Below are 19,943 nucleotides of genomic sequence, written 5' to 3'. Positions count from 1 at the left end.
CCGGAGCGGCGACGCTCCGGGTTCTGTCTTTTGGGGCGATGCGTTGCGGTGGCGACCGCCCGCCGCTAGACCGCATGGGCGATAGGGCGGGGAGGGGCGCTTGGACGACGACCGGCGCGACGAGATCGTCAATCTGTATCGGTTGGCGCTGGGCCGTGCGCCCGAACCGGGCGCCGACCTGTCCGCCCTGGCGGACATGGACCGGGCGGCGATGGCGGCCGTCTTCTTTCAATCGGGCGAATTCCGCGACCGTGTGGCCGACGCCTATCTGCGGGGCGGTGAACCGCGCGAGGCCGATTTCGACTATCCGCCATCCCAGTCCTTGCGCGACTGGGTGGCGGCGACCTTCCCCCTGACGGATCGCGCTCCGGCGGTGATCGCCGCGCGCTCGTGGGCGCAGCTGTATCGCGCCCTGTTCGCCGATGACGCGGCGGTCTTTGGCCTGGAGCAGCGGCCGTTCGAGGAGCGCGCCTGGGCGGCCCTGTTGTCCCAGGCGGCGGCCGATGACGTGCGCCGGGTCCTGGGCGCCGTGGACAGCGTCGCGCCGGATCGCGTCGCCGGCTGGGCGCTGGACCTGGCCGACCCGCAACGGCCGATGGCGCTGGAGCTGTGGATCGACGGGGTCTTCGCCGGAGCCGGCGCGACGGGCGTCTTCCGCCGCGACATTCAGGAGCGGTTCGGCGCCCAGACGGCGGGGTTCGAGCTGATCGTTCCCGCCGGCGCCGTGTCCGGCGGCCCCGAACAGCGGCTGGAGGTGCGCGAGGCCGGCCATCCGGCGCCGATCGGGACCGGGGTTCTAAGCGGGCCGAACCCGCACGAGGTTCTGGCCTATGAGGCGGTGCGCCGCGAACTGGCACAGGTGCGCCAGACCCTGGGCCGTCTGGAGGCCATGCTGCCGGCGGTCGAAGGCGCCCTGACCCGGCGCGCCGGCGACTGGCCCGACTATTTCGACGCCTGGTATCGCCCGGCGCACGACGCCATCCGCGCCGCCCTGGCGCCCGCCGCTGGGCCGGGCCGTGTCCGCATCCGCATCGACGCCGCCGACTGTCCGGGCGGATGGTTGGAGGAGGCGCTGGACAGCGCCCTGGAGCAGAGCGTGCCCCCCGCCGGGGTCTTCGTCGTCGGCCTGGATGATCAGGGGCGGCGACTGCTGGACGACCTGATCGCCCGGCGTGGATGGGCGGCCCCTACGATCACCGTCGGCGAACCGCCGGCGGGCCAGGGGCCGGTGCTGGCCTTTGCGGCCTCGGGCCTTCTGGCGCCCGATGCGGTGGAGGCGGTGCAGGCCCTGTTCGACGCGCGGCCCCACACCGTGGTGGCCTATGTCGACGAAGATCAACTGGCGGCCGAGACGGACGGGCCGGACGACTGGCGCCGTCGCGCGCACGCGGCGCCGGTCCTGAAGCCCGGCTTCGACCTGGATTATCTGCGTCAGTCGCCGTGGGTCGGCGACTGCCTGGCCTTCGCCGATGCGGTGGGCGAAGGGTTCGCCGACGGTCCGCGCGCCGTGCTGGCGGCGGCCGAGGCGGGCGGCCAGATCGCGTCCATCCCCCGCGTCTTGTTCAGCCGCAGGGCCGAGGCGCCGGTCGCGCCGGACGCCGACGCCTGGGCCGAGACGCTGCGCGCGCATCTGGTGCGCATGGGCGAGACGGCGCAGGTGACGCCGCAGACCGACATCCTGGGCGCCCGCGTTCCCGGCGCCGTGCGGGTGCGCCACGCCGTGCCCGAGGGCGCGCGCGCGACCGTCATCATCCCGACCCGCGACCGGCTGGACCTGTTGCGCCCGTGTCTGGACAGCCTTCAGGCCCACCGCGACGCCAACCGCTGCGTCATGACCGTGCGGGTGGTCGATCACGACAGCCGCGACGCCCAGGTCCGCGCCCTGCTGGACGACCGTCGCGCCGCCGGGCAGATCGAGATCACCCCCTATGACGGCGCCTTCAACTGGGCCCTGATGAACAATCTGGCGGCCCAGGCGTCGGACGGCGAGGTTCTGGTCTTCCTGAACGACGACACCGTGGTCATCAGCCCCGACTGGCTGGACGCCCTGGTCGCCCAGGCCCTGCGGTCCGACGTCGGCGCCGTGGGGGCGCGGCTGGTCTATCAGGACGGAACCCTGCAGCACGCGGGCATGGTGGCGCGGCCCCGGCCCGACGCCTTCCTGATCCACGAAGGCGTCGGTCGGCCCGGCGCCGATGCGGGCTGGATGGGGCGGCACGCCCTGGCGCACCGATCCGTCTCGGTCACCGGCGCCTGCATGGCCGTGTCGGCCCAGGTGTTCCAGCGGCTGGGTGGGTTCGACGCCACGCGCCTGCCGGTGGAAGGCAATGACGCCGACTTCTGCCTGCGAGCCCAGGACCAGGGGCTGGCGGTGATCTATGAACCCGGCGCGACCCTGTATCATCTGGAATCCAAGTCGCGGGGGCTCAGTCAGGACGGCGAACGCCTGCGCGCCTCGGCCCAGGCCACCGCTCGCCTGTGGCGCCGCTGGGGCCAGGGCTATGCCGATGACCCGGGCTTCAACCCTCATTTCGCGCGCGACGGGCGGCCGTTCGACCGGCTGAAGCCGCCGCCGCCCGTGGGCCGTTGAGCGCGCCCGCCGCCGTGCTGGTGGTCGGGGCGGGGGGGCGGCTGGGCCGCGCCCTGGCCCGCGCGGACTGGCCCGCCGCCCTGTCGCCGATTCTGGCCACCCGCGCCGATCTGGACGCCCTGGACCCGGCCGCCGTGGACGCCGCACTGGATCGCCATCGCCCGGCGGTGGTGCTGAACGCCGCCGCCTGGACCGATGTGGACGGGGCCGAGCGCGAGCCCGAGGCCGCGCGGCGACTGAACCGCGACCTGCCCGCCATCCTGGCCGCCGCCTGCGCGCGGTCGGGCGCGCGGCTGCTGCATGTCTCGACCGACTATGTCTTCGACGGCGCCGCCGACCGGCCCTATGTCGAGACCGATGCGCCGAACCCCCTGGGCGTCTATGGCCGCAGCAAATGGGAGGGCGAACAGGCCATCCTGGCCGCCGCGCCCGACGCCGTGATCGTGCGCACCGCCTGGCTGGTCGGGCCGGACCGGCCGGGCTTCGTGACCGCCATCCTGGATCAGGCCGATGCGGGCGCCGACATCCGCGTGGTCGAGGATCTGTACGGCTCGCCGACCACGACCCCGTCCCTGGCCGCCGCCCTGATCGCCGTGGCCGCGCGGCTGGCGACCGACCCGGCCGCGCCGGGCGGAACCTATCATTTCGCCGGGCAGGGGCGGGCGTCGTGGCGCGATCTGGCCCAGGCGATTCTGGACGCACGCCAGGCGGCGGGCGGTCCCGTCGCACCGATCGTTGCGGGCCGTCCCGCGGACACAGGGCCGGACCGGGCGCCGCGCCCGCGCGCCTCGCCGCTGGCGTCCCAGGCGATGGCGCGCGACTATGGCGTCACGGCCCCGCCCTGGCGGCAGGCCGTGGCCGATCTGGTCGGTGGCAGGGTGCGCGAAGGGGGCGGACGATGAAGGGCATCATCCTGGCGGGCGGCACGGGCACGCGCCTGCACCCCATGACGCGCGTCGTGTCCAAGCAGTTGATGCCCGTCTACGACAAGCCGATGATCTATTATCCGCTGGGCGCCCTGATGCTGGCGGGGGTGCGCGAGATCCTGATCATCACCACGCCGCACGACCGGCCAGCGTTCCAGGCCCTGCTGGGCGACGGCGCGCGCTGGGGGCTGAACCTGTCCTATGCCGAACAGCCCCGGCCCGAAGGTCTGGCTCAGGCCTATGTCATCGGCGCCGACTTCGTGGCCGGCGGCCCCTCGGCGCTGATCCTGGGCGACAACATCTTCTACGGGCGCGGCCTGGGCCAGATGTTCGGCCGCGCGCTGGCCCGGCCCGACGGGGCCACCGTCTTCGCCTATCATGTCACCGATCCCCAGCGGTATGGCGTGGTCAGCTTCGGCCCGGACGGCCGCGCGGTCGATCTGGAGGAGAAGCCCGCCGCCCCGCGCTCCAACTGGGCGGTGACGGGACTCTATATATATGACTCCCAGGCGCCGGACCTGGCGGCCGGGCTGAAGCCCTCGGCGCGGGGCGAGCTGGAGATCACCGACCTGAACCGCGCCTATCTGGAGCGGGGCCAGCTGTCGGTCGAACGCCTGGGGCGCGGCTTCGCCTGGCTGGACACCGGCACGCCCGACAGCCTGCTGGAAGCGGCCCAGTTCGTGCGGACGCTGGAACAGCGCCAGGGCTTCAAGATCGGCTGCCCCGAAGAGATCGCCTGGCGCCAGGGCTTCATCGACGCCCCGGCCCTGGAGCGGCTGGCCGCCGACATGGGCAATGACTACGGCGCCTATCTGCGCCGGGTGCTGGCCGAAGAGGCCTAAGCCCGCGTCAATACGATCATCTGCTGGTCACGCGGATGGGCCCAGTCCCCGATCCAGTCGAAGGTCCAGCCCGCCGGCGTCGCCTGGGCCAGCTGGTCGCGCGTGAAATGGTACGGGTCGCGGTTGGGATAGGACACCACCCCCGCCGGATGGCGCGTCTCCGGCCCCTGGCCCTCGAACACGGTGGCGAAGATCCGCCCGCCCGCCCGGAAATGCGGCGTCATCCGTTCCACGCACCGCTGATAGCCGTCGATCTTCAGATGGGTGAACAGCGAGATGGCCAGCCCCAGGTCGAAGGTCACGCCGAACGGAACCTCGAAATCCTTGGTGACGTGCAGATGATCGCGCGGCAGGCGGTCGGCCATGCCGGCGGCGGCGATCTCCTCGCGCCACCCGGCCTCGATCAGGGATTCGGAAATATCGATTCCATAATAGCCGCCGGCATCCAGCCAGGCCGCCAGCGGCGCACCGCCGCGCAGGGCGCCGCAACCGATGTCCAGCACACGGTCGGTCCGCTGCATCCCCTGGGCGATCAGGAAATCCCGCTGCAGCGGGCCGATCACGTCCCACAGCCCCCCGACCACCGCCCGGTGGCCGTGTTCGGCCAGGCGCACCCGCGTCAGGGCCTCGTCCATATAGGGATTGGACATGATTCCTCGGCTGGTCGGGTTTCAGGTGTGGCGCCGTCGCCACGAGTCGGGGCTTCTCTTACATCGCCGTAATCCTGCAACGCCAGCATTCAGCGAAGACCGCCCTAGAAAATGCAAAAGCGGGAACTCGCCTTTCGCGCGACTATCCGATAACGGCGTTCAGGGGCGTGCAGCGACCCCGCCGGACAGATGAAATCGATCCAGGACGACGCTTTGCTGAGCAATTCCATACCGATGCTCTGGGGCGCCCCAGTCGCGGCGGTCCCATGTCGCGCCTTCGCCGTTTCGCGCGGCAGGGGGCGTGGCGGCGGCCGTCGACTGAACGCATGGGGATTTTGCACCTCGACGCATTCGCGGGCGTCTAAGCACCCGTCACAACTGGCGTTTCCACAGTGTTTCGTCGACCGCATCTGCGCAAATCCCCTTGACCGGGCGAAAGTCGTCGGGATAGAAAGCGCTTGCCGTGGGCGCAGCCCGGCCTGAATTTTCAGGCTTGAACTGTGGCCGAAAGGCGTTTCAACGTTGGCTACGTCCACACAACAGGTTTCTTTGGGGGACCATATCCAAATGACTAAGAACATCCTTCTCGCCGCGACCGCCGTTTCGGTCATGGCTTTTGCGGGCGCCGCCAGCGCTCACACCATCACCTTCCGCGCCGCTGGCACCCTGCCGGCGCACATCATCGACACCGACGCCACTGTCAGCGGCCCGGGCGGCAGCTATCCGCTGGCTCAAGAAGCCAAGACGCCGTCGAACACCAACGTGTTCGCCCTGGCCGACACCCTGTCGTCGGGCTTCCTGCCCTCGGGCAACGTCGTGCTGACGATCGAACTGATCGGCAACGCTGAGTTCGCGACCGCTCCGACGGCCGCCAACGTGCTGCCGGGCGCCGGCTGCACCACCTTCACCGCCGCTCCGTCGACCACCCCGACGGCCAAGACGGCTGTGTTCATCGTGTCGAACTCGGCCGCCAACTGCGCCAGCTTCAACATGGATCTGCCGATCCGCGTCACCGGCGCCGGCGACGTCAGCGTCCGCACCAACCTGGTGACCGACGGCGCTCTGACCCCGATCGACAACGGTTTCTCGGGCACCAAGGTCATCATCAGCCGTCCGGACGCCTTCGCCTGGACCGTCGATGCCTCGATCGTCGCTCCGCGCACCCTGGGCACCGGCGCCTACGGCAACACCGTCGCCACCCTGGACGTGACCCCGGTCTACACCACCTTCAAGACCGCCGCGGGCTTCCACACCGCTGCTCCGGAAACCGGCACTGTCGGCGTCCTGGGTACGGCCGCTCTGATCGTCGATGAAACCGCCAAGTACGGCCTGCTGCGCACCAACGCCGTGGTCGCCGCCACCGACGTCCTGGACGTCGATGCTGTCGTCACCGGCAACTTCTCGACCCTGAACACCGCCTTCGGTGGTGTGGCCAGCGCCTACAACACCGGCCGCACGACCTCGACCCACGCCAACATCCAGGCGGGCGTCGTGGAAGTGAAGGGTGGTCTGACCCTGACCGCCGCCAACGAGTTCACCGTCACCAAGACGGGTACGGCTGCGATCCCGGCCTCGGCCTACGAAATCGCTGTCGCCTACGAACTGGATGCGACGAAGTACAACCAGGAAACCGCGGCCAACCGCGCCCTGGAGCCGATCGAGCGTGATGGCACCAACATCATCTTCCCGTGGATGAACTCGACCGCCATCCAGAACGCCAACGGTTCGACCAACCTGATCCGTCTGGGCAACGTCAGCGCTTCGACCACGGGCGCCGTCTATGGCCAAGTTCTGAACAACCAGCCGACCCTGCAAGGTGGCAGCTACGTCGCCCTGACGGCGCCGAAGCAACTGTTCCCGAGCATCGCCGCCAACGGCGAGCGCGTGATCAACACCGCCCTGCTGACCACCGAACTGGGTGACTTCGGCCGCGGCGACGTGCAGATCTCGATCGAAGCCCGTCCGGAGCAGATCACGGCCCGTCGTTACGCCACCCTGGCCAACGGCTCGGTCACCGAGTTCGAAAGCGGCACCGTCGCCAACGACCAATCGGTCGGCACCGGCGCCGGCATCGTCTACGTGCCGTAAGAAAAACGATACGGTCTTCGGATCGTCTCGGAAGGGGAGGGCTTCGGCCCTCCCCTTTTTCTTTGCCTGTCGTCTGGACCCGACTGCAGGTCGCCTGTCGGCATGCTCCAAACGCGCCCATGGTTGCGGCCTCGCCCGTTCTGGCGCAGGGAAGGGGACAGAACCCTTCACCTTCACGGAGTTGGCCCATGGCCGAGATCAAGGATCAGACTGTCGCCGGCCGCGTCGATCTGGATGGCAACACCTACGTCAATGTGGTGTTCGAGAACGCCGCCCTGCACTATTCGGGCGGCCAGGCTCCGAATTTCCAGAACGTCACCTTCACGCCCAGCTGCAGCGTCACCTTCGCCGAACAGGCCGGCAACACCCTGGCCTTTCTGCGCTCCATGGCCCATGATTCCAGCGGTATGCGTTTCATCGTCGATGGCCTGATGCCCGAGGTCGCGGCCAAACGCTGAGGCCGCGTCCGAACCGGACCTGATCCATGACCGCGCCGTCCCCCGATCCGATCGCCATCCGCTTTCCCGCCGCCGACCGTCGGCGGCTGGGCGAACTGTTGCTGGATCGTGGACTGGTCACGGCGGCCGACGTTCAGAACGCCCTGTCTCTTCAGGCGCAGAACGGCGGCCTGATCGGGCTGAATCTGGTGCGCCTGGGCGCCCTGTCCGAGACGGACTTGCTTCAGGTGCTGTCCGAACAGCTGGGTCTGGCGGTGCTGACGCCCGAGGACGCGCCCGCGCCCGACCGCATCGCCGCTTTCCTGGCCCAGATCGGCTCGCCCGTGTCCTGGTGGGCGGAGCGCGAGGCCGTGGCCTGGCGGGCGGGCGATGCGGCGGACGCCCCGATCCTGTGCGCGGCGGTCCAGCCGCTGGACACCCTGCTGGCCGAACGAATCGGCCAGGCCACGCCCGATCCCGTCACCTTCCTGCTGGCGCCCCGGTCGGTGATCGAGGGCCTGACCGGCGACCTGCTGCATCAGGGGCGCGGCGGCCTGGATATCGATATCCTGGGCGGCGGCGCCGATGCGGCGCGCCTGCGCGAACTGGCCCAAGAAGCGCCGACCATCGACTTCGTCAACGCCGTCTTCGCCGAGGCCCTGTCGCGCCGCGCTTCGGACGTGCACGTCGAACCGTTCGAGGACCGCTTCGTCGTGCGTATGCGCATCGACGGCGTGCTCAGCACCGCCCGCACCGCCCCGCGCAGCAGCTATGACGCCGTCTGTTCGCGCATCAAGCTGTTGTCCGGCATGGATATCGGCGAGCGCCGCCTGCCGCAGGACGGCCGCCAGTCGATCCGCGTCTCGGGCCAGGAGGTGGATCTTCGTGTCTCGACCCTGCCGGCGTCGTGGGGCGAATCCATCGTCCTGCGCCTGCTGGGCAAGACCAGCCGCCTGCCCGAACTGTCCGAACTGGGGGTGTCCCCGGCCCAGGAACAGAGCCTGCTGGAACTGTCGGAACAGCCGAACGGCGTGCTGCTGGTCACCGGCCCGACCGGCTCGGGCAAGACCACGACCATCTATCGCCTGCTGACCCATCTGAACGACGGCCAGCGCAAGATCATCACGGTCGAAGACCCGGTCGAACTGGACCTGCCCGGCGTGGTCCAGGTGCGGGTGCGGTCCGAAATCGGCCTGACCTTCGCCGCCGGTCTGCGCTCGATCCTGCGCCAGGACCCGGATGTCATCATGGTCGGCGAAATCCGCGACCCCGAGACGGCGCGCATCGCCGTCCAGGCGGCCCTGACCGGCCACCTGGTCATTTCGACGGTCCACACCAACTCGGCCCTGGCGGCCATTCCGCGCCTGCTGGACCTGGGGATCGAGGACTATCTGCTGGCCGACGTGATCCGCGGCGTCCAGGGCCAGCGGCTGGTGCGGCGCCTGTGCGTCGATTGTAAACGGCCCTCCACGCCCGAAGAGGCCGCCCTGCATGAGGCCGATCTGCCCAAGGCTGTGCGCAAACAGGTCAAGGGCCAGCCGGCGAACTGGCACGAGCCGGTCGGCTGTCCCAAATGCGGCCAGTCGGGCTTCCGCGGCCGGGTCGGCGTCTATGAGATCGCGCCCATGTCCGCCGCCCTGACCGCCGGCCTGCGCCAGGGCGCGGACGAGGACCGCCTGACCGATATTGCGCGCGAGGACGGTTTTCTGAGCTTCGGCGACGACGCCTTCCTCAAGGCCCGGCGCGGCGAGACGGCCCTGACCGAGGTTCACCGCATCGTCGGCGGAGGCGAGGCTTGAGTCCCGTCCCGGCTGCGGCGCCGATCGCCGTCGTGGGCATGCACCGGTCGGGCACCTCGTGCCTGGCGGGCTGTCTTCAGGATCTGGGCCTGACCCTGGGCCAGGTGAACACCGCCGCCCCGCACAACAAGAAGGGCAACCGCGAAAACCCGCGCCTGTGGCCGGTGCATGACGCCGTCCTGGCCCGCGTCGGCGCCGCCTGGGACGCGCCGCCCGCCGAGCCCGTGGCCTGGACCCGTGACGAGATCGCGGCCCTGCGCGCCGTTCTGGCCGACTATGACGGCCTGCCGCATCCTTGGGGGTTCAAGGATCCGCGCGCCACCCTGCTGCTGGACGGCTGGTTCGAGGTGCTGCCGGATCTGCGGCTGGTGGGCTCGTTCCGGCATCCGCTGGCGGTGGCCGGGTCGCTGGCGGCGCGCAACGGCTTCGAGACCGACCGCTCAGTGGCCATCTGGGCCGGATACAACGCCGCCATGCTGGCCTGGCGCGACAGGGCGCCCTTCGCCGTCATCGACTATGACGCCCCGGATTATGAGGCGCGCGTGCGGGCCGCCGCCGCCGACCTGGGGCTGGACGCCACCGCGCCAATGCCGTTCCGCGAGGCCGAACTGACGCACCAGAAGGCCGCGGGACCGGTGCCGACCCAGGCCACGGCCATGTGGGCGCGCCTGCTGGAGGCGGCGGCGTGACCCGGCCGCGCCTGTCCATCGTGGTGGTGGCCTTCGACATGGCGCGTGAACTGCCGCGCACCATACGGTCGTTGCTGCCGCCCTATCAGACCGGGATTGCGCCGGGTGAGGTCGAGATCATCGTGGCCGACAACGGCTCGACCGATCCGGTGCGCGCCGAATGGTTCGACGCCGATGCGCCGGTGACCATCCTGCGGGTCGATGACGGCGGCGCCTCGCCCTGCATCGCCATCAACCGCGCGGCCGCCATGGCCAAGGGCGAACGGATCGCCGTGGCCGTGGACGGCGCCCGCATGGCCTCGCCCGGCCTGGTGCAGGGTGCGCTTCAGGCCATGGCCGTCCACCCCGACGCCTTCGTCGCCACACTGGGCTTCCACCTGGGGCCGAAGGTGCAGCAGGTGTCGGTCGCCGAAGGCTATACTCGCGCGGTCGAGGACGGACTTCTGGCCGGCATCGGCTGGCCCGCCGACGGCTATCGCCTGTTCGAGATCTGCGCCCTGGGCGAAAGCTATGCTGAGGGCGCCTTCCGTTCGCCGCCGGAAACCACCTTCTTCGTCATGGACCGGGCGCGGTTCCTGGAGCGGGGCGGGTTCAACGAGGGGTTCCGCGCCCTGGGCGGCGGTTTCGCCAACTATGACGCCTTTGAACGTCTCAGCGCCGATGGGCCGCTGGTCATGCTGGTGGGCGAGGGCACGTTTCACCAGCTGCACTACGGCGCCACGACCCAGGAAGGCGGCATCCGCCGTCGCCTGCCGGGCGAGGAAGAGGCGCTGGCCGACGCCTATCACCGTGATTACCGCGCCGCGACCGGCCGCGACTATGTCAGGACGGACCGCACCCCGATCCTGTATGGTCGGGTGACGCATCCCCGCGTCAGGCCGCTGTTCTTCCCGCCCGCCGCATGACCGATCTGCCGTTCCAGTACGAGGCCGTGGGCCGTGACGGCCTGACGATGAAGGGCCAGGTCGCCGCGCCGGACGAGGCGGCGGCCGTGCGCCGCCTGTCGGCCGATGGTCTGACAGTGCTGAAGATCGCCCCGGCGGCGGTGAAGGCCCAGGGTAGCGACCGCGACCTGAAACCGGCCGAACGGGTGCTGGTGCTGCGTCAGCTGGCCCTGATGATCGAGGCCGGGGTGTCGCTGCTGGAAGCGATGGAGACGGTGGCCCAGGGCATTCAGGCCAACAAGGGCAAGGCCCAGTTCCAGGCCGCCATCGCCGCCCTGCGTCGCGGCGATTCCTTCGGCGCGGCGATGGAGGGCCATGTCCGGGGCTTCCCCGACTATGTCTACGCCATGGCCCGGGTGGGCGAGGCGTCGGGCAAGATCGCCGACGTCCTGCGTCAGGCGGCCGAACAGATGGCCTATGAAGACCGGCTGCGGCGCGACTTCACCAACGCCATGACCTACCCGGCCTTCCTGCTGTTCGCGGGCTTCGGCGCGGTGGGCTTCATCTTCACCCAGGTGGTGCCGCGTTTCGGGGCCATGATCGGCGAGAACCGAGAGAATGTGCCGGCCGTGTCGCGGTGGGTTCTGGCGGCGGGCGAGTTCGCCAACGCCAATCTGCCGATCGTGGGCCTGGCCCTGGCCGCCCTGGTCGTGCTGGGCGTGGTGATCGCCACCAATCCCCAGGTGCGCGCCCGCGCCTATGGCGTCGCCCACGGCGCGCCGGTGATCGGCCCGGTGATCCAGGCGCGAGAGATCACCGCCTGGGCGCGCCTGTCGGCCTTCGCCCTGAACAGCGGCGTGCCCATTCTGTCGGCCATGGCCCTGTCGCGGGCGGCGGTGCCGATCGGATCGTTCCGGCGCGGGCTGGACATGCTGGACAGCGACCTGAGGGCGGGCGTCACCCTAGACGCCTCGCTGGCGTCGCATACGCGGCTGGAGGCGATGGATCTCAGTCTGCTGCGCGCCGGTCAGAAGTCGGGCGCGGTGGGGGCTATGTTCGGCTTCATCGCCGACAATTACGAAGATCGCCTGCGCGACCGGATGAAGCGGCTGACCTCGTTATTGGAGCCGCTGGCCATCGCCTTCATCTCGCTGATCGTCGGCTTCGTGGCCCTGTCGCTGGTCCTGGCCCTGTCCAGCGTCTACGAGGGCGCCGTGTGATGCGGCGCCGTCGCGCGGGCTTCAGCCTGATCGAGGCCCTGGTCGCCCTGGCCATCGCCTCGGTGACGCTGCTGGCCATCTTCGAGCTGCAGCTTCAGATGGCCCGGGGCCAGCAGCGCGCCGCCCGCGCCATCGCCCAGTCGGCCCAGCAGGAGAACGCCCTGGCCCTGACGCGCGCCGTCAATCCGATGGCCGAGCCTGAGGGCGTCATCGCCCTGCCGGGCGGCGACACGGTGCGCTGGATCGCCGAACCGCATGGCGACGAGGTCGCCAATACCGGCTTTCCCATGGGGCAGGGGGCGTTCCGGGTCCAGCTTTACACCATGACGGTCAGCGTCCAGCCCGCCGCCGGGCCGCCGCCCGCGCCGCTGGTGTTCGACCGGATGGGCTGGCGCCGCATGAGCAGCGACATCCCCGGCCTGGGTTTCTGACCGGGGTTTCTGACGCTCAGGGCCGGCCTGGCGGGGTGGCCATGACCACGGTGGGCGCCGGCGTCTCGGGTTCGACCGGCAGGGTCGGCGGCGCGGCGGCCGGATCGACCAACTGCGGCTCCACCTCGTTCTCGCGCGGCGTGCGACGCGGGATCAGCGGCGGCCGTTCCGAGGCGCGCTGGGCGCTGGGCAGATCGACGCCGACGCCGCGGATCGCCGGCCCCGCGCCCCACGGCGACAGGGTGTAGGACCAGCCCGCCCCGGTGCGGAAGGCCGCGTTCATGTCGGCCGCATAGCGGTCGGCGCGGTCGGCCATGTCTTCGTCGTTGCGCACGATGTGCGGCGTGATCAGCACCAGAATCTCGGTGCGCACGCCCGACACCGTATTGGCCTGGAAGGCCGAACCGATGATGGGCACGTCCTTCAGGAAGGGCACGCCGGAATTGTTCTTGGTGTAGTCGTTGCTGATCAGCCCGCCCAGCACGCCGGTCCAGCCGTTGGTGATGGCGATCTGGGTCGTCAGGCTGCGGTTCAGGATGGTCGGGCTGCCGATGCTGGTGCCCGCGGGCGGGGCGCCGGCGGACGAGATTTCCTGGCTGATCTCGATATCGACCCGGTCGCCATAGACGACGGGCGTCACCTCCATGATGACGCCGGTCTGGCGGTACTGGACGCTTTGCAGCACATCGGTGCCTTCGTCGCCCGACGAAAAATTGGTCGCCCGCTGCGAGGTGATGATCGGCACGTCGGTGCCGACCTGGAACCGGGCCGTGCCGCCGCTGCGGGTGACCAGCTGCGGCCGCTGCAGGATGTTGACGCGGTTGTTCGAGGCCGAGGCGTTGATGGCCGCGCGAATGTCCGGGCCGGTGAAGTTGAAGGTGGCCCCGCCGGCGCCGATCTCGACCCCCTCGGTGCCGCCGGTCCAGGTGCCGTCGCCGCGCACCTCGCGGCCCCACAGATTGATGCCCAGGGCCGTGTCGTCGGTCAGGGTGACTTCGGCGATCATCACCTCGATCACCACCTGGGGCGCCGGCACGTCCAGGGTGGTCAGAAGCGTGCGCAACTGGGCGTAGTCGCTGGCCGTGCCGGTGAACAGGATGCGGTTGCCGACCGTGTCGGTCAGGATGCGTCCGCCCAGGAAGGCGCCGTCGCCTCCGGCCTGACCGGCGCCCCCGCCCGCGCGGGCCGCGGCGTTACGCGCCGCCTCGGCCGCCTGCGCGGGCGGCGCTCCGGGCACGCCGACGGGCGGTTGCGGGGAAGACGACCCGCCGGACTGGCCCATGGCCAGCCGGCCCAGAGAGGCGGCGTCGGTGTTGCGCACCTGGAAGACGAAGGTCGAGGCCTTGTCGCCCAGGCTGGCGGGGCGATCCAGCATCGACACCCAGTAGTTGGCCCGTTCGGCCAGCTCGGGATCCTTGGCGAAGATCAGGATCTGGTTGGCGGCCGGATAGGACAGGATCACCAGCGACCGGCCCGAGGCGGCCATGCGCGAGACCACAAAACCTTCGACCGTCAGCGCCTGTTCCACCGCCTGGGCCAGGGCGTCGGCGGCCATGAAGGCCGGCTCGACCCGCAGGACGTTCGATCCGGCGAAGCGCGGCTGGTCCAGTTCGCGCAGCACCCGCACCACCTGGGCCACTTCGCGGCCGGGACCGGAGATGATCATGGTGTTGGTCAGGGGGTCCGGCGTGATCCGCACCTGGCCCGCGCCGGGGAACAGATCGGTCAGCAGGGTCTGCATCGCCGTGACTTCGATGGTCTGGACGTTGAAGACCTGGACCACCCGGCCGCTGGCGGGGGTGGGCGCGCGGCCGCGCACCACCTGGGCGGCGCCCGGCGCGGCGGCCGAGGCGGGCTCGCCCACCGTGACCATGCCGTTGTCGATGAAGACGTCGATGCCGTACTGCTTCAACGCCATCTGGGTCATGCGGAACAGCACCCTCTTCGACACTGTGCCGCCGGTGCCGCCGGCGATGGTCTCGGTGCGCTGGGCCACGTCGGGCGTCATGGTGTAGGGCGCGCCGATCACGGCGAAGGCCGTGGCCACGAATTGCGGGATCGACTGGGGCGCCAGCGCGGCGTCCACCTGTTCGTCGGGCAGCAGGGCGGCGATCTGGGCCTCGGTGGCGGGCTGGCGCGTCACCTGGGGCGCAGTCGCGCCGCCGGGCAGGGTCAGCATCTCGGTCGGGCGGCGGTCGCCGCCGATCTGACCGTCGATGATCGGCGCGTCTGACCCGGAAGCGCGGGTGCGGGCCACGGCCTCGGCGTCGGGCCGGGTCGTGGTGGCCGACATGTACGGAAAGGCGGCGCAGCCGGCCGCCAGCATCAGCGGCGTCAGGGCCGCGCACCGGCGCAGGCCGCGAAGCGCGGTCGTCGTCAGGCGGCGGGGTGTCGTCTGGATCATGCGGCTCTCCCGAGAATCAGCCGTACAGGCGGACTACGCGGACCTCCCGGCCCTTGCGCAGTGTGACGGCGGTCTCTGAAATTTCACTTATGCGCCAACCGTCCCCAAAGGCGTCTCCCACAGCCATGCGGTTGATTTGCGGCATGGAAGAGGCGGACTGGCGGACCAGGGCGCGCAAGGTTCCGGTGGCGGCGTCCTGTTCGACGCCGGCCAGCAGGCTTTTGAACACCACCGCCACGTCTGGCGGCGGCGGGGGCGGGGGTGGCGGCGGGGGAGGCGGAGGCGGAGGCGGCGGAGGCGGAGGCGGGGGGTCGGACCGCAGGGTGCGAAGGAAGCGCACGGCCGCGGCCGAGGTCTCGCCCGGACGCAGCATTTCGGCGCGGGCGCCGGTTCCGCCCCGGCGCACGGCCGGCGGGTCTTCGGGCAGGCCCGGGAACGCCATGCCCAGCAGGAAGGCGATCACCGGCACGGCCAGCAGGAAGGGCAACAGACGGCTCACGACGCTCCCCCTTCGGTCGATGGGGGCGCCAGCCGCACCGGGGCGGCCACGCCGATGCGCACCCGGCCCTGCGGCCGGCCGGCCATCATCTCGGCCAGGATTTCGGGTGGGATGCCGGGATTGGCCGGCGGCGGCGGCGTGGTCTCATACTGGAAGCTGGTGACGCGGAACCCCTCTGGCCAGGCGGCCAGGGCGTCCAGGAAGGCGAAGGTCGGGGTCCAGCGCAGGTCGGCCTGAACCTCGCCGCGCACCCACTGGGTCGCGCCGATGGTCTCCAGCTCGGTCTCGGTGGTGATCTGGCTGTTGGCCAGCTCGGCCCGCGCCACGGCCTCGACCAGCCGCCGCTCCAGCAGAACCTGGGCGGTCGGCACATTGGTCGCCTCGATGCCCCAGCTGCGCATGTCTTCGTAGATCGCCCGGTCGATGGGGTCGGCCGTGGCCCGCCGCGCCGCATCCAGCGCCAGCCGCGCCGCCGCCCGTTCGGTCACCGCGTCGATATAGCGGTCGGACGCCTGGGCGCGGCGTTCCATGGCCAGAATGGGCGCATAGACCAGCACCCCCAGCGCCAGCGCCGCCAGCAGCAGTCGCTCGCGCGGGGTCGTCCGCTGGAAACGGGCGGTCAGGGCGCGCGTGCGCGTCGACCATGCCGATCTCAGTTCCGCCAGAACCGCTTTCAAATCGTCTCCACCCGCCGCACGCCCCCGCGCCCGCGTTTCGTTTTTTCTTCGACCGCCAACCGGCCGTGAGCTATAGCAGCCGTCAGCCGTCCGTAACAGATTTACCAAGGCAGACCTTGACGTTCCGTCTCCAAAACCGCCGCAAGCCTTCCTCCGGGCCCGCCGCGCGCCGTTCGCTGCGCCAGGGCTTCAGCCTGTTGGAAATTCTGGTCGTCCTGGCCATCATCGCCCTGATCGCGGCCGTGGTCGGCCCGCGCCTGTTCGCCCAGCTGGATCGGTCCAAGACCACGGCGGCCCGCATCCAGGCCAAGGCCATCAAGGGCGCGCTGGAGACGATGCGCATCGACATCGGCCGCCTGCCGTCCCAGCAGGAAGGGCTGAACCTGCTGATCCAGGCCGACGCGACCACCGTTCCCGGCTGGCAGGGGCCCTATATGGACGCCCTGCCGTCCGACCCCTGGGGGCGCCCCTATGTCTATATGCCCCCGGCGGACGCCGGTGCGGCCGGCGGCCTGACCGGCGGCGGTGCGGCCTCGGTCGTCAGCTACGGCGCCGACGGCCAGGAGGGCGGCGAAGGCGTCAACGCCGATGTCAGCTCGGAACAGCAGCGCTGATCCACGCCGCGGGCGCGCCGGCTTCTCCCTGATGGAGGTGCTGGTGGTCCTGGCCATCTTCGCGATGGCCGCGGCCATCGTCATGCCCTCGACCGGCCGGATGATGGACCAGGCCACGTCCCACGCCGTCTTCTTCGATTTCCAGCGCCAGGTGTCCGACCTGCGGCGCGAGGCCAACCGCACGGGCCAGGCCCTGCGTCTGGTCGATCCGGCCGCGGGCGGACAGACGGCGGCCGACGCCGACGTGCGCACCGTCACCCTGCGCGAACCGTGGCGCTATACTCTGGCGCCGGCGCTGGACATCGCGCCGGGCGGGGCTTGTTCGCCCACGACAGCCAATCTGCTGAACGGCGACCGGGTGGTCATGACGCTGATCTCCAGCGACGCCGACTGTCGCTTCATGCGTCAGGCGACAACGGTGGCGCCGCCTCGCGAACCTGCATCTCGATGATCAGGCGCTGACCGGCCGCGTCGGTGCGCGGCTCCACCTGATGGAAATAGCCCGAGCCCTCGAACTCGGCCACCAGATCGCCGGCCACCTTCACCGCCTCATAGGGCAGGGTCAGGGTCAGGGTCTCCGCCTGGGCGTCCAGCGCGATCGGGGTCAGGTCGTGGATGGCCAATATGCCGATGGCCGCGCCGGCGGCGCTCAGCGGGCTGGTGCGGTTTTCGATCTCGCGGAACGAGGCCAGGCGGCGCCGTTCGCCTTCCAGCGCCTGGGTGTCGGCCTGGCGGGGCGTGGCGGCCTGGATTTCGGCGATCTCGCCCTCGATCTCGGCGGCCTTGTTGTCGGTCTGGATCGACTGGCCCAGAATCAAGGCGAACAGGCTGGCCGACGCCAGGGCCAGGCCGCCCAGGCCCAGACCGATCGCCTGCTCGCGCGTGATCTCGGCGCGGGCCAGGGAAAAGGCCTCGCCCCCCCGATCCACCGGCAGGCTCTCGGCCGGCGGCGGCGTGGCCGGCGCCTCGACCCGCGCGTCGCGCTGGGTGCGGGCGAAGGCGGTCCAGGCGGCGTCGTCATAGCGCGCGGCCCGCCAGGCCGAGGCGCGCAGGCCCCCGTCGCGCCAATGCTGGGCCTCATAACCGCGCGCCAGCTTGACGATGCGCCAGTCCCGCCCGACCGGCTGGGCCAGGGTTTCGGGCCGCAGCGAGACCTGGCCGCGCCCGGCGATCATCGGCGCGACGCGCGCCAGATCCCACCACCAGACGCCGAAATCCTCGCCCGACTTCACCAGGGCCGCGCCGCCCGCGACATAGGGCGAGGCCGTGCGCGCATGCAGCCGCGCCGCCTGGCGCCGGCGCCCGCGCGGCAGATTGGCCGTCTCGAACAGGCCGAAGGCGCATAGTTCGCGCGCAAGCAGAACCACCGGACGGCGGAACAGCCGCCCCAGGGGCGCGCCGGCGTAAACGGCCTCCAGCCCGCCATCGGCGCTCAGCCGGTCAATACGGGGTGTAAGGAAATCGAGTCGCATTCGTGGTGTCCGCCGCGGCCCGTCGGGGCGCTTCCATCAGTTCGGTCTGCGTGATCCACAGCGGTTGCACAACCCCGCCGGGGGTCAGGACGATCATGCCCCGGTAGGTCCAGGCCGAGCGTCCGTCGCGAATCTCATAGATCACCCGCCCGCCCGGATAGGTGTACAGGCGCATCGGGTCGGATACGAAGGTGGACCCGACGGTCTGAAGAAATTCCTCCAGGCTGGCGAAGGGAGTGACCTCGCGCCGCCGGATCGCGCTCTCGGCCTGGCCCGCGCTGATGTCGAACACGGCCTGAAGCGCGATCGCAGGGGCGGTGTTGACGTTGTAGGTGATCATCTCCGGCTCGACGATGAAGGCGTGCCGCACGTCGTTCCATTTGCGCGGATCGACCCCGTCGCGCACGCCCAGCAGAGACAGCCATTCCGACGGCCGCAGCATGTGCCGGTCGGGCGGCCCGCCCGCCGCGCCATAGTCGCGCCGCTCGGCCCCGTTCAGGGTGCGCAGGTCGTCGGGATCGACATAGTCGACATATCGGGCGTAGGCGGCCTGGGCCGTGGACAGGGGCAGTCCCGCCAGCGTCGCCAGCCGCTGGTGCACATCCGGCGTGGTGCGGGCCAGGTTCACCAGACCGGCGGCGTCCTGAAGCCGGACGACCATCGGCCCGTCCTGGTCCATCAGATAGGGCCGCCCGTCCAGCCGGATTTCGCTGACCGGCACGCCGGACTCCACCGGTGTCGCCAGGTTCAACCCGAAGGTGTCGTCCATGTTGCGCGGCGCCCCGGCCAGGATGACGCTGGCGCGGAACGGCTCGGTCGCCATCATATAGGCCAAGGAAGCCTCGGCGGTCATGGCGCGCTGCAGGAAACGCACCCGCTCGCGCGCGGACCGCGCCTCGGCCTGCAGGCTGGCCAGGGCGGTGATGGCGACCAGGAAGACCAGCGTCACCATCCCCGTCACCGCCAGAACGGCGGGCAGGGCGAACCCGGGGCGGGACGGCTCAAAGCGCGCCATCGGCGCCCACTCGATACCAGATTTCGGCCCGGCCCGACGACGCCATTTCGACGATGTCCACGCCCGGCCCGGCCAGGCGCACCCACAGGTTCAGCGGCGGCACGGGGCCATCGCCGCGCGGCGCCGGCGTATTGGCGTAGGCGGGCGTCCACACCTGGCCGTCGGTGGAATAGGAAAAGCCGGTCTGCCCCTGCGTCAGGGTCATCAGCCGCGTGACGGGGCGGTTCCCGGCGCGACAGGTCAGCACCCGCTCGCCGTCCTGGTCGGCGATCTCCAGCACCAGGCGGCCGCTCCAGCCCTGGGGCGCGCACTGGGTGGCCCGCTCCATCACCACCTCGACCTCCATCCGCTGGGCCTGGCCGTCCATGGGGCGGTCGATCTGGGGCAGGAAGGCCGATGTGGGGCGCAGGGCGATGCTGCGCACCGTGGCGCGGATGTCGCCCAGGGCCACATCGCGATCCGCCGCCGCCATGGCTCCGCGCCCCAGCCGAAATCCGGCGTCGCCCGCCCGCATGCCGATCGAGAAGATGACGGTCAGCGCCAGTCCCCCCACAGCCAGCACGACCAGGGCTTCGATCAGCGAGAATCCGGCGCGGGGCGGACGGGTCATGCGCCGGTTGTAGCCCCGCCCGCGCGGCGGAACAAAGGCCCCGTGTCGACCGCCCGGCGGCTCCGCTTGGCGATGAGGGCGGGGACTGGTATTTCA

Annotated in this window: 19 protein-coding genes; 12 read left to right on the top strand and 7 right to left on the bottom strand. The window is 70.7% G+C overall.

Annotated elements, in window-relative coordinates:
• Window positions 1–100 precede the first annotated feature (100 nt).
• Genes Q0581_RS12615 through rfbA form a run of 3 tightly spaced genes read left to right on the top strand, consistent with a single transcriptional unit; the run spans window position 101 to window position 4,358 of the window.
• Complete coding sequence (locus Q0581_RS12615) at window positions 101–2,590, top strand: glycosyltransferase (protein ID WP_298700780.1); 2,490 nt, start codon at window positions 101–103, stop codon at window positions 2,588–2,590.
• Window positions 2,587–3,492, top strand: coding sequence for a dTDP-4-dehydrorhamnose reductase (gene rfbD / locus Q0581_RS12610; RefSeq protein WP_298700778.1), 906 nt, complete (start codon window positions 2,587–2,589; stop codon window positions 3,490–3,492). The genes Q0581_RS12615 and rfbD overlap by 4 nt, the downstream gene beginning before the upstream one ends.
• Window positions 3,489–4,358: a glucose-1-phosphate thymidylyltransferase RfbA gene (rfbA, locus tag Q0581_RS12605; RefSeq protein ID WP_298700776.1), complete on the top strand. Its 870-nt coding sequence runs from the start codon at window positions 3,489–3,491 to the stop codon at window positions 4,356–4,358. The genes rfbD and rfbA overlap by 4 nt, the downstream gene beginning before the upstream one ends.
• On the opposite strand, the gene Q0581_RS12600 is transcribed toward rfbA, so the two are convergent.
• Window positions 4,355–5,008, bottom strand: a complete 654-nt coding sequence (locus tag Q0581_RS12600) for a class I SAM-dependent methyltransferase (RefSeq protein ID WP_298700774.1) — start codon at window positions 5,006–5,008, stop codon at window positions 4,355–4,357. The genes rfbA and Q0581_RS12600 overlap by 4 nt on opposite strands.
• Before the next feature lie 567 nt (window positions 5,009–5,575).
• Here Q0581_RS12600 and Q0581_RS12595 point away from each other — a divergent pair.
• The 7 genes from Q0581_RS12595 to Q0581_RS12565 all read left to right on the top strand — a co-directional run bounded on the left by Q0581_RS12595 (window position 5,576) and on the right by Q0581_RS12565 (window position 12,556).
• Window positions 5,576–7,096, top strand: coding sequence for a hypothetical protein (locus Q0581_RS12595; protein WP_298700772.1), 1,521 nt, complete (start codon window positions 5,576–5,578; stop codon window positions 7,094–7,096).
• 188 nt (window positions 7,097–7,284) lie between these two features.
• Complete coding sequence (locus tag Q0581_RS12590; RefSeq protein ID WP_298700771.1) at window positions 7,285–7,554, top strand: hypothetical protein; 270 nt, start codon at window positions 7,285–7,287, stop codon at window positions 7,552–7,554.
• Window positions 7,555–7,580: 26 nt separating this feature from the next.
• Window positions 7,581–9,332, top strand: a complete 1,752-nt coding sequence (locus Q0581_RS12585; RefSeq protein WP_298700770.1) for a GspE/PulE family protein — start codon at window positions 7,581–7,583, stop codon at window positions 9,330–9,332.
• Window positions 9,329–10,021 (top strand): sulfotransferase, encoded by a 693-nt coding sequence (locus Q0581_RS12580; RefSeq protein WP_298700769.1) that lies wholly within the window; start codon window positions 9,329–9,331, stop codon window positions 10,019–10,021. The genes Q0581_RS12585 and Q0581_RS12580 overlap by 4 nt, the downstream gene beginning before the upstream one ends.
• Entirely contained in the window at window positions 10,018–10,926 is a 909-nt protein-coding gene (locus Q0581_RS12575; protein WP_298700767.1) for a glycosyltransferase family A protein, read from the top strand. The genes Q0581_RS12580 and Q0581_RS12575 overlap by 4 nt, the downstream gene beginning before the upstream one ends.
• Window positions 10,923–12,125, top strand: a complete 1,203-nt coding sequence (locus Q0581_RS12570; protein ID WP_298700765.1) for a type II secretion system F family protein — start codon at window positions 10,923–10,925, stop codon at window positions 12,123–12,125. Before Q0581_RS12575 ends, Q0581_RS12570 begins: the two co-directional genes overlap by 4 nt.
• A complete protein-coding gene (locus Q0581_RS12565; protein WP_298700763.1) occupies window positions 12,125–12,556 on the top strand; it encodes a prepilin-type N-terminal cleavage/methylation domain-containing protein in 432 nt (143 codons plus the stop codon). Before Q0581_RS12570 ends, Q0581_RS12565 begins: the two co-directional genes overlap by 1 nt.
• Before the next feature lie 16 nt (window positions 12,557–12,572).
• Here the strand turns inward: Q0581_RS12565 and Q0581_RS12560 are convergent, their stop codons facing one another.
• From Q0581_RS12560 to Q0581_RS12550, 3 genes are read right to left on the bottom strand one after another with little or no spacing between them, the layout of a single operon-like run.
• Window positions 12,573–14,960, bottom strand: a complete 2,388-nt coding sequence (locus tag Q0581_RS12560; RefSeq protein WP_298700761.1) for a secretin N-terminal domain-containing protein — start codon at window positions 14,958–14,960, stop codon at window positions 12,573–12,575.
• A gap of 16 nt (window positions 14,961–14,976) precedes the next feature.
• Window positions 14,977–15,459, bottom strand: a complete 483-nt coding sequence (locus tag Q0581_RS12555; RefSeq protein ID WP_298700760.1) for a hypothetical protein — start codon at window positions 15,457–15,459, stop codon at window positions 14,977–14,979.
• Window positions 15,456–16,136, bottom strand: a complete 681-nt coding sequence (locus Q0581_RS12550; RefSeq protein ID WP_298700759.1) for a hypothetical protein — start codon at window positions 16,134–16,136, stop codon at window positions 15,456–15,458. Before Q0581_RS12550 ends, Q0581_RS12555 begins: the two co-directional genes overlap by 4 nt.
• Before the next feature lie 176 nt (window positions 16,137–16,312).
• On the opposite strand from Q0581_RS12550, the gene gspG reads away from it, so the two are divergent.
• Together gspG and Q0581_RS12540 are read left to right on the top strand one after the other, a co-directional pair.
• Complete coding sequence (gene gspG, locus Q0581_RS12545; RefSeq protein ID WP_298700908.1) at window positions 16,313–16,750, top strand: type II secretion system major pseudopilin GspG; 438 nt, start codon at window positions 16,313–16,315, stop codon at window positions 16,748–16,750.
• A complete protein-coding gene (locus tag Q0581_RS12540; RefSeq protein ID WP_298700758.1) occupies window positions 16,725–17,201 on the top strand; it encodes a type II secretion system protein in 477 nt (158 codons plus the stop codon). The genes gspG and Q0581_RS12540 overlap by 26 nt, the downstream gene beginning before the upstream one ends.
• On the opposite strand, the gene Q0581_RS12535 is transcribed toward Q0581_RS12540, so the two are convergent.
• From Q0581_RS12535 to Q0581_RS12525, 3 genes are read right to left on the bottom strand one after another with little or no spacing between them, the layout of a single operon-like run.
• Window positions 17,149–18,222 (bottom strand): hypothetical protein, encoded by a 1,074-nt coding sequence (locus tag Q0581_RS12535; RefSeq protein ID WP_298700757.1) that lies wholly within the window; start codon window positions 18,220–18,222, stop codon window positions 17,149–17,151. The genes Q0581_RS12540 and Q0581_RS12535 overlap by 53 nt on opposite strands.
• Complete coding sequence (locus Q0581_RS12530) at window positions 18,191–19,237, bottom strand: type II secretion system protein GspK (protein WP_298700755.1); 1,047 nt, start codon at window positions 19,235–19,237, stop codon at window positions 18,191–18,193. The genes Q0581_RS12535 and Q0581_RS12530 overlap by 32 nt, the downstream gene beginning before the upstream one ends.
• Window positions 19,224–19,847 (bottom strand): prepilin-type N-terminal cleavage/methylation domain-containing protein, encoded by a 624-nt coding sequence (locus Q0581_RS12525; RefSeq protein ID WP_298700753.1) that lies wholly within the window; start codon window positions 19,845–19,847, stop codon window positions 19,224–19,226. Before Q0581_RS12525 ends, Q0581_RS12530 begins: the two co-directional genes overlap by 14 nt.
• Between the last annotated feature and the right edge of the window lie 96 nt (window positions 19,848–19,943).

Source organism: uncultured Brevundimonas sp., assembly GCF_937863155.1.
GTDB lineage: Bacteria > Pseudomonadota > Alphaproteobacteria > Caulobacterales > Caulobacteraceae > Brevundimonas.
This window is presented reverse-complemented; position numbering and strand designations above follow the sequence as displayed.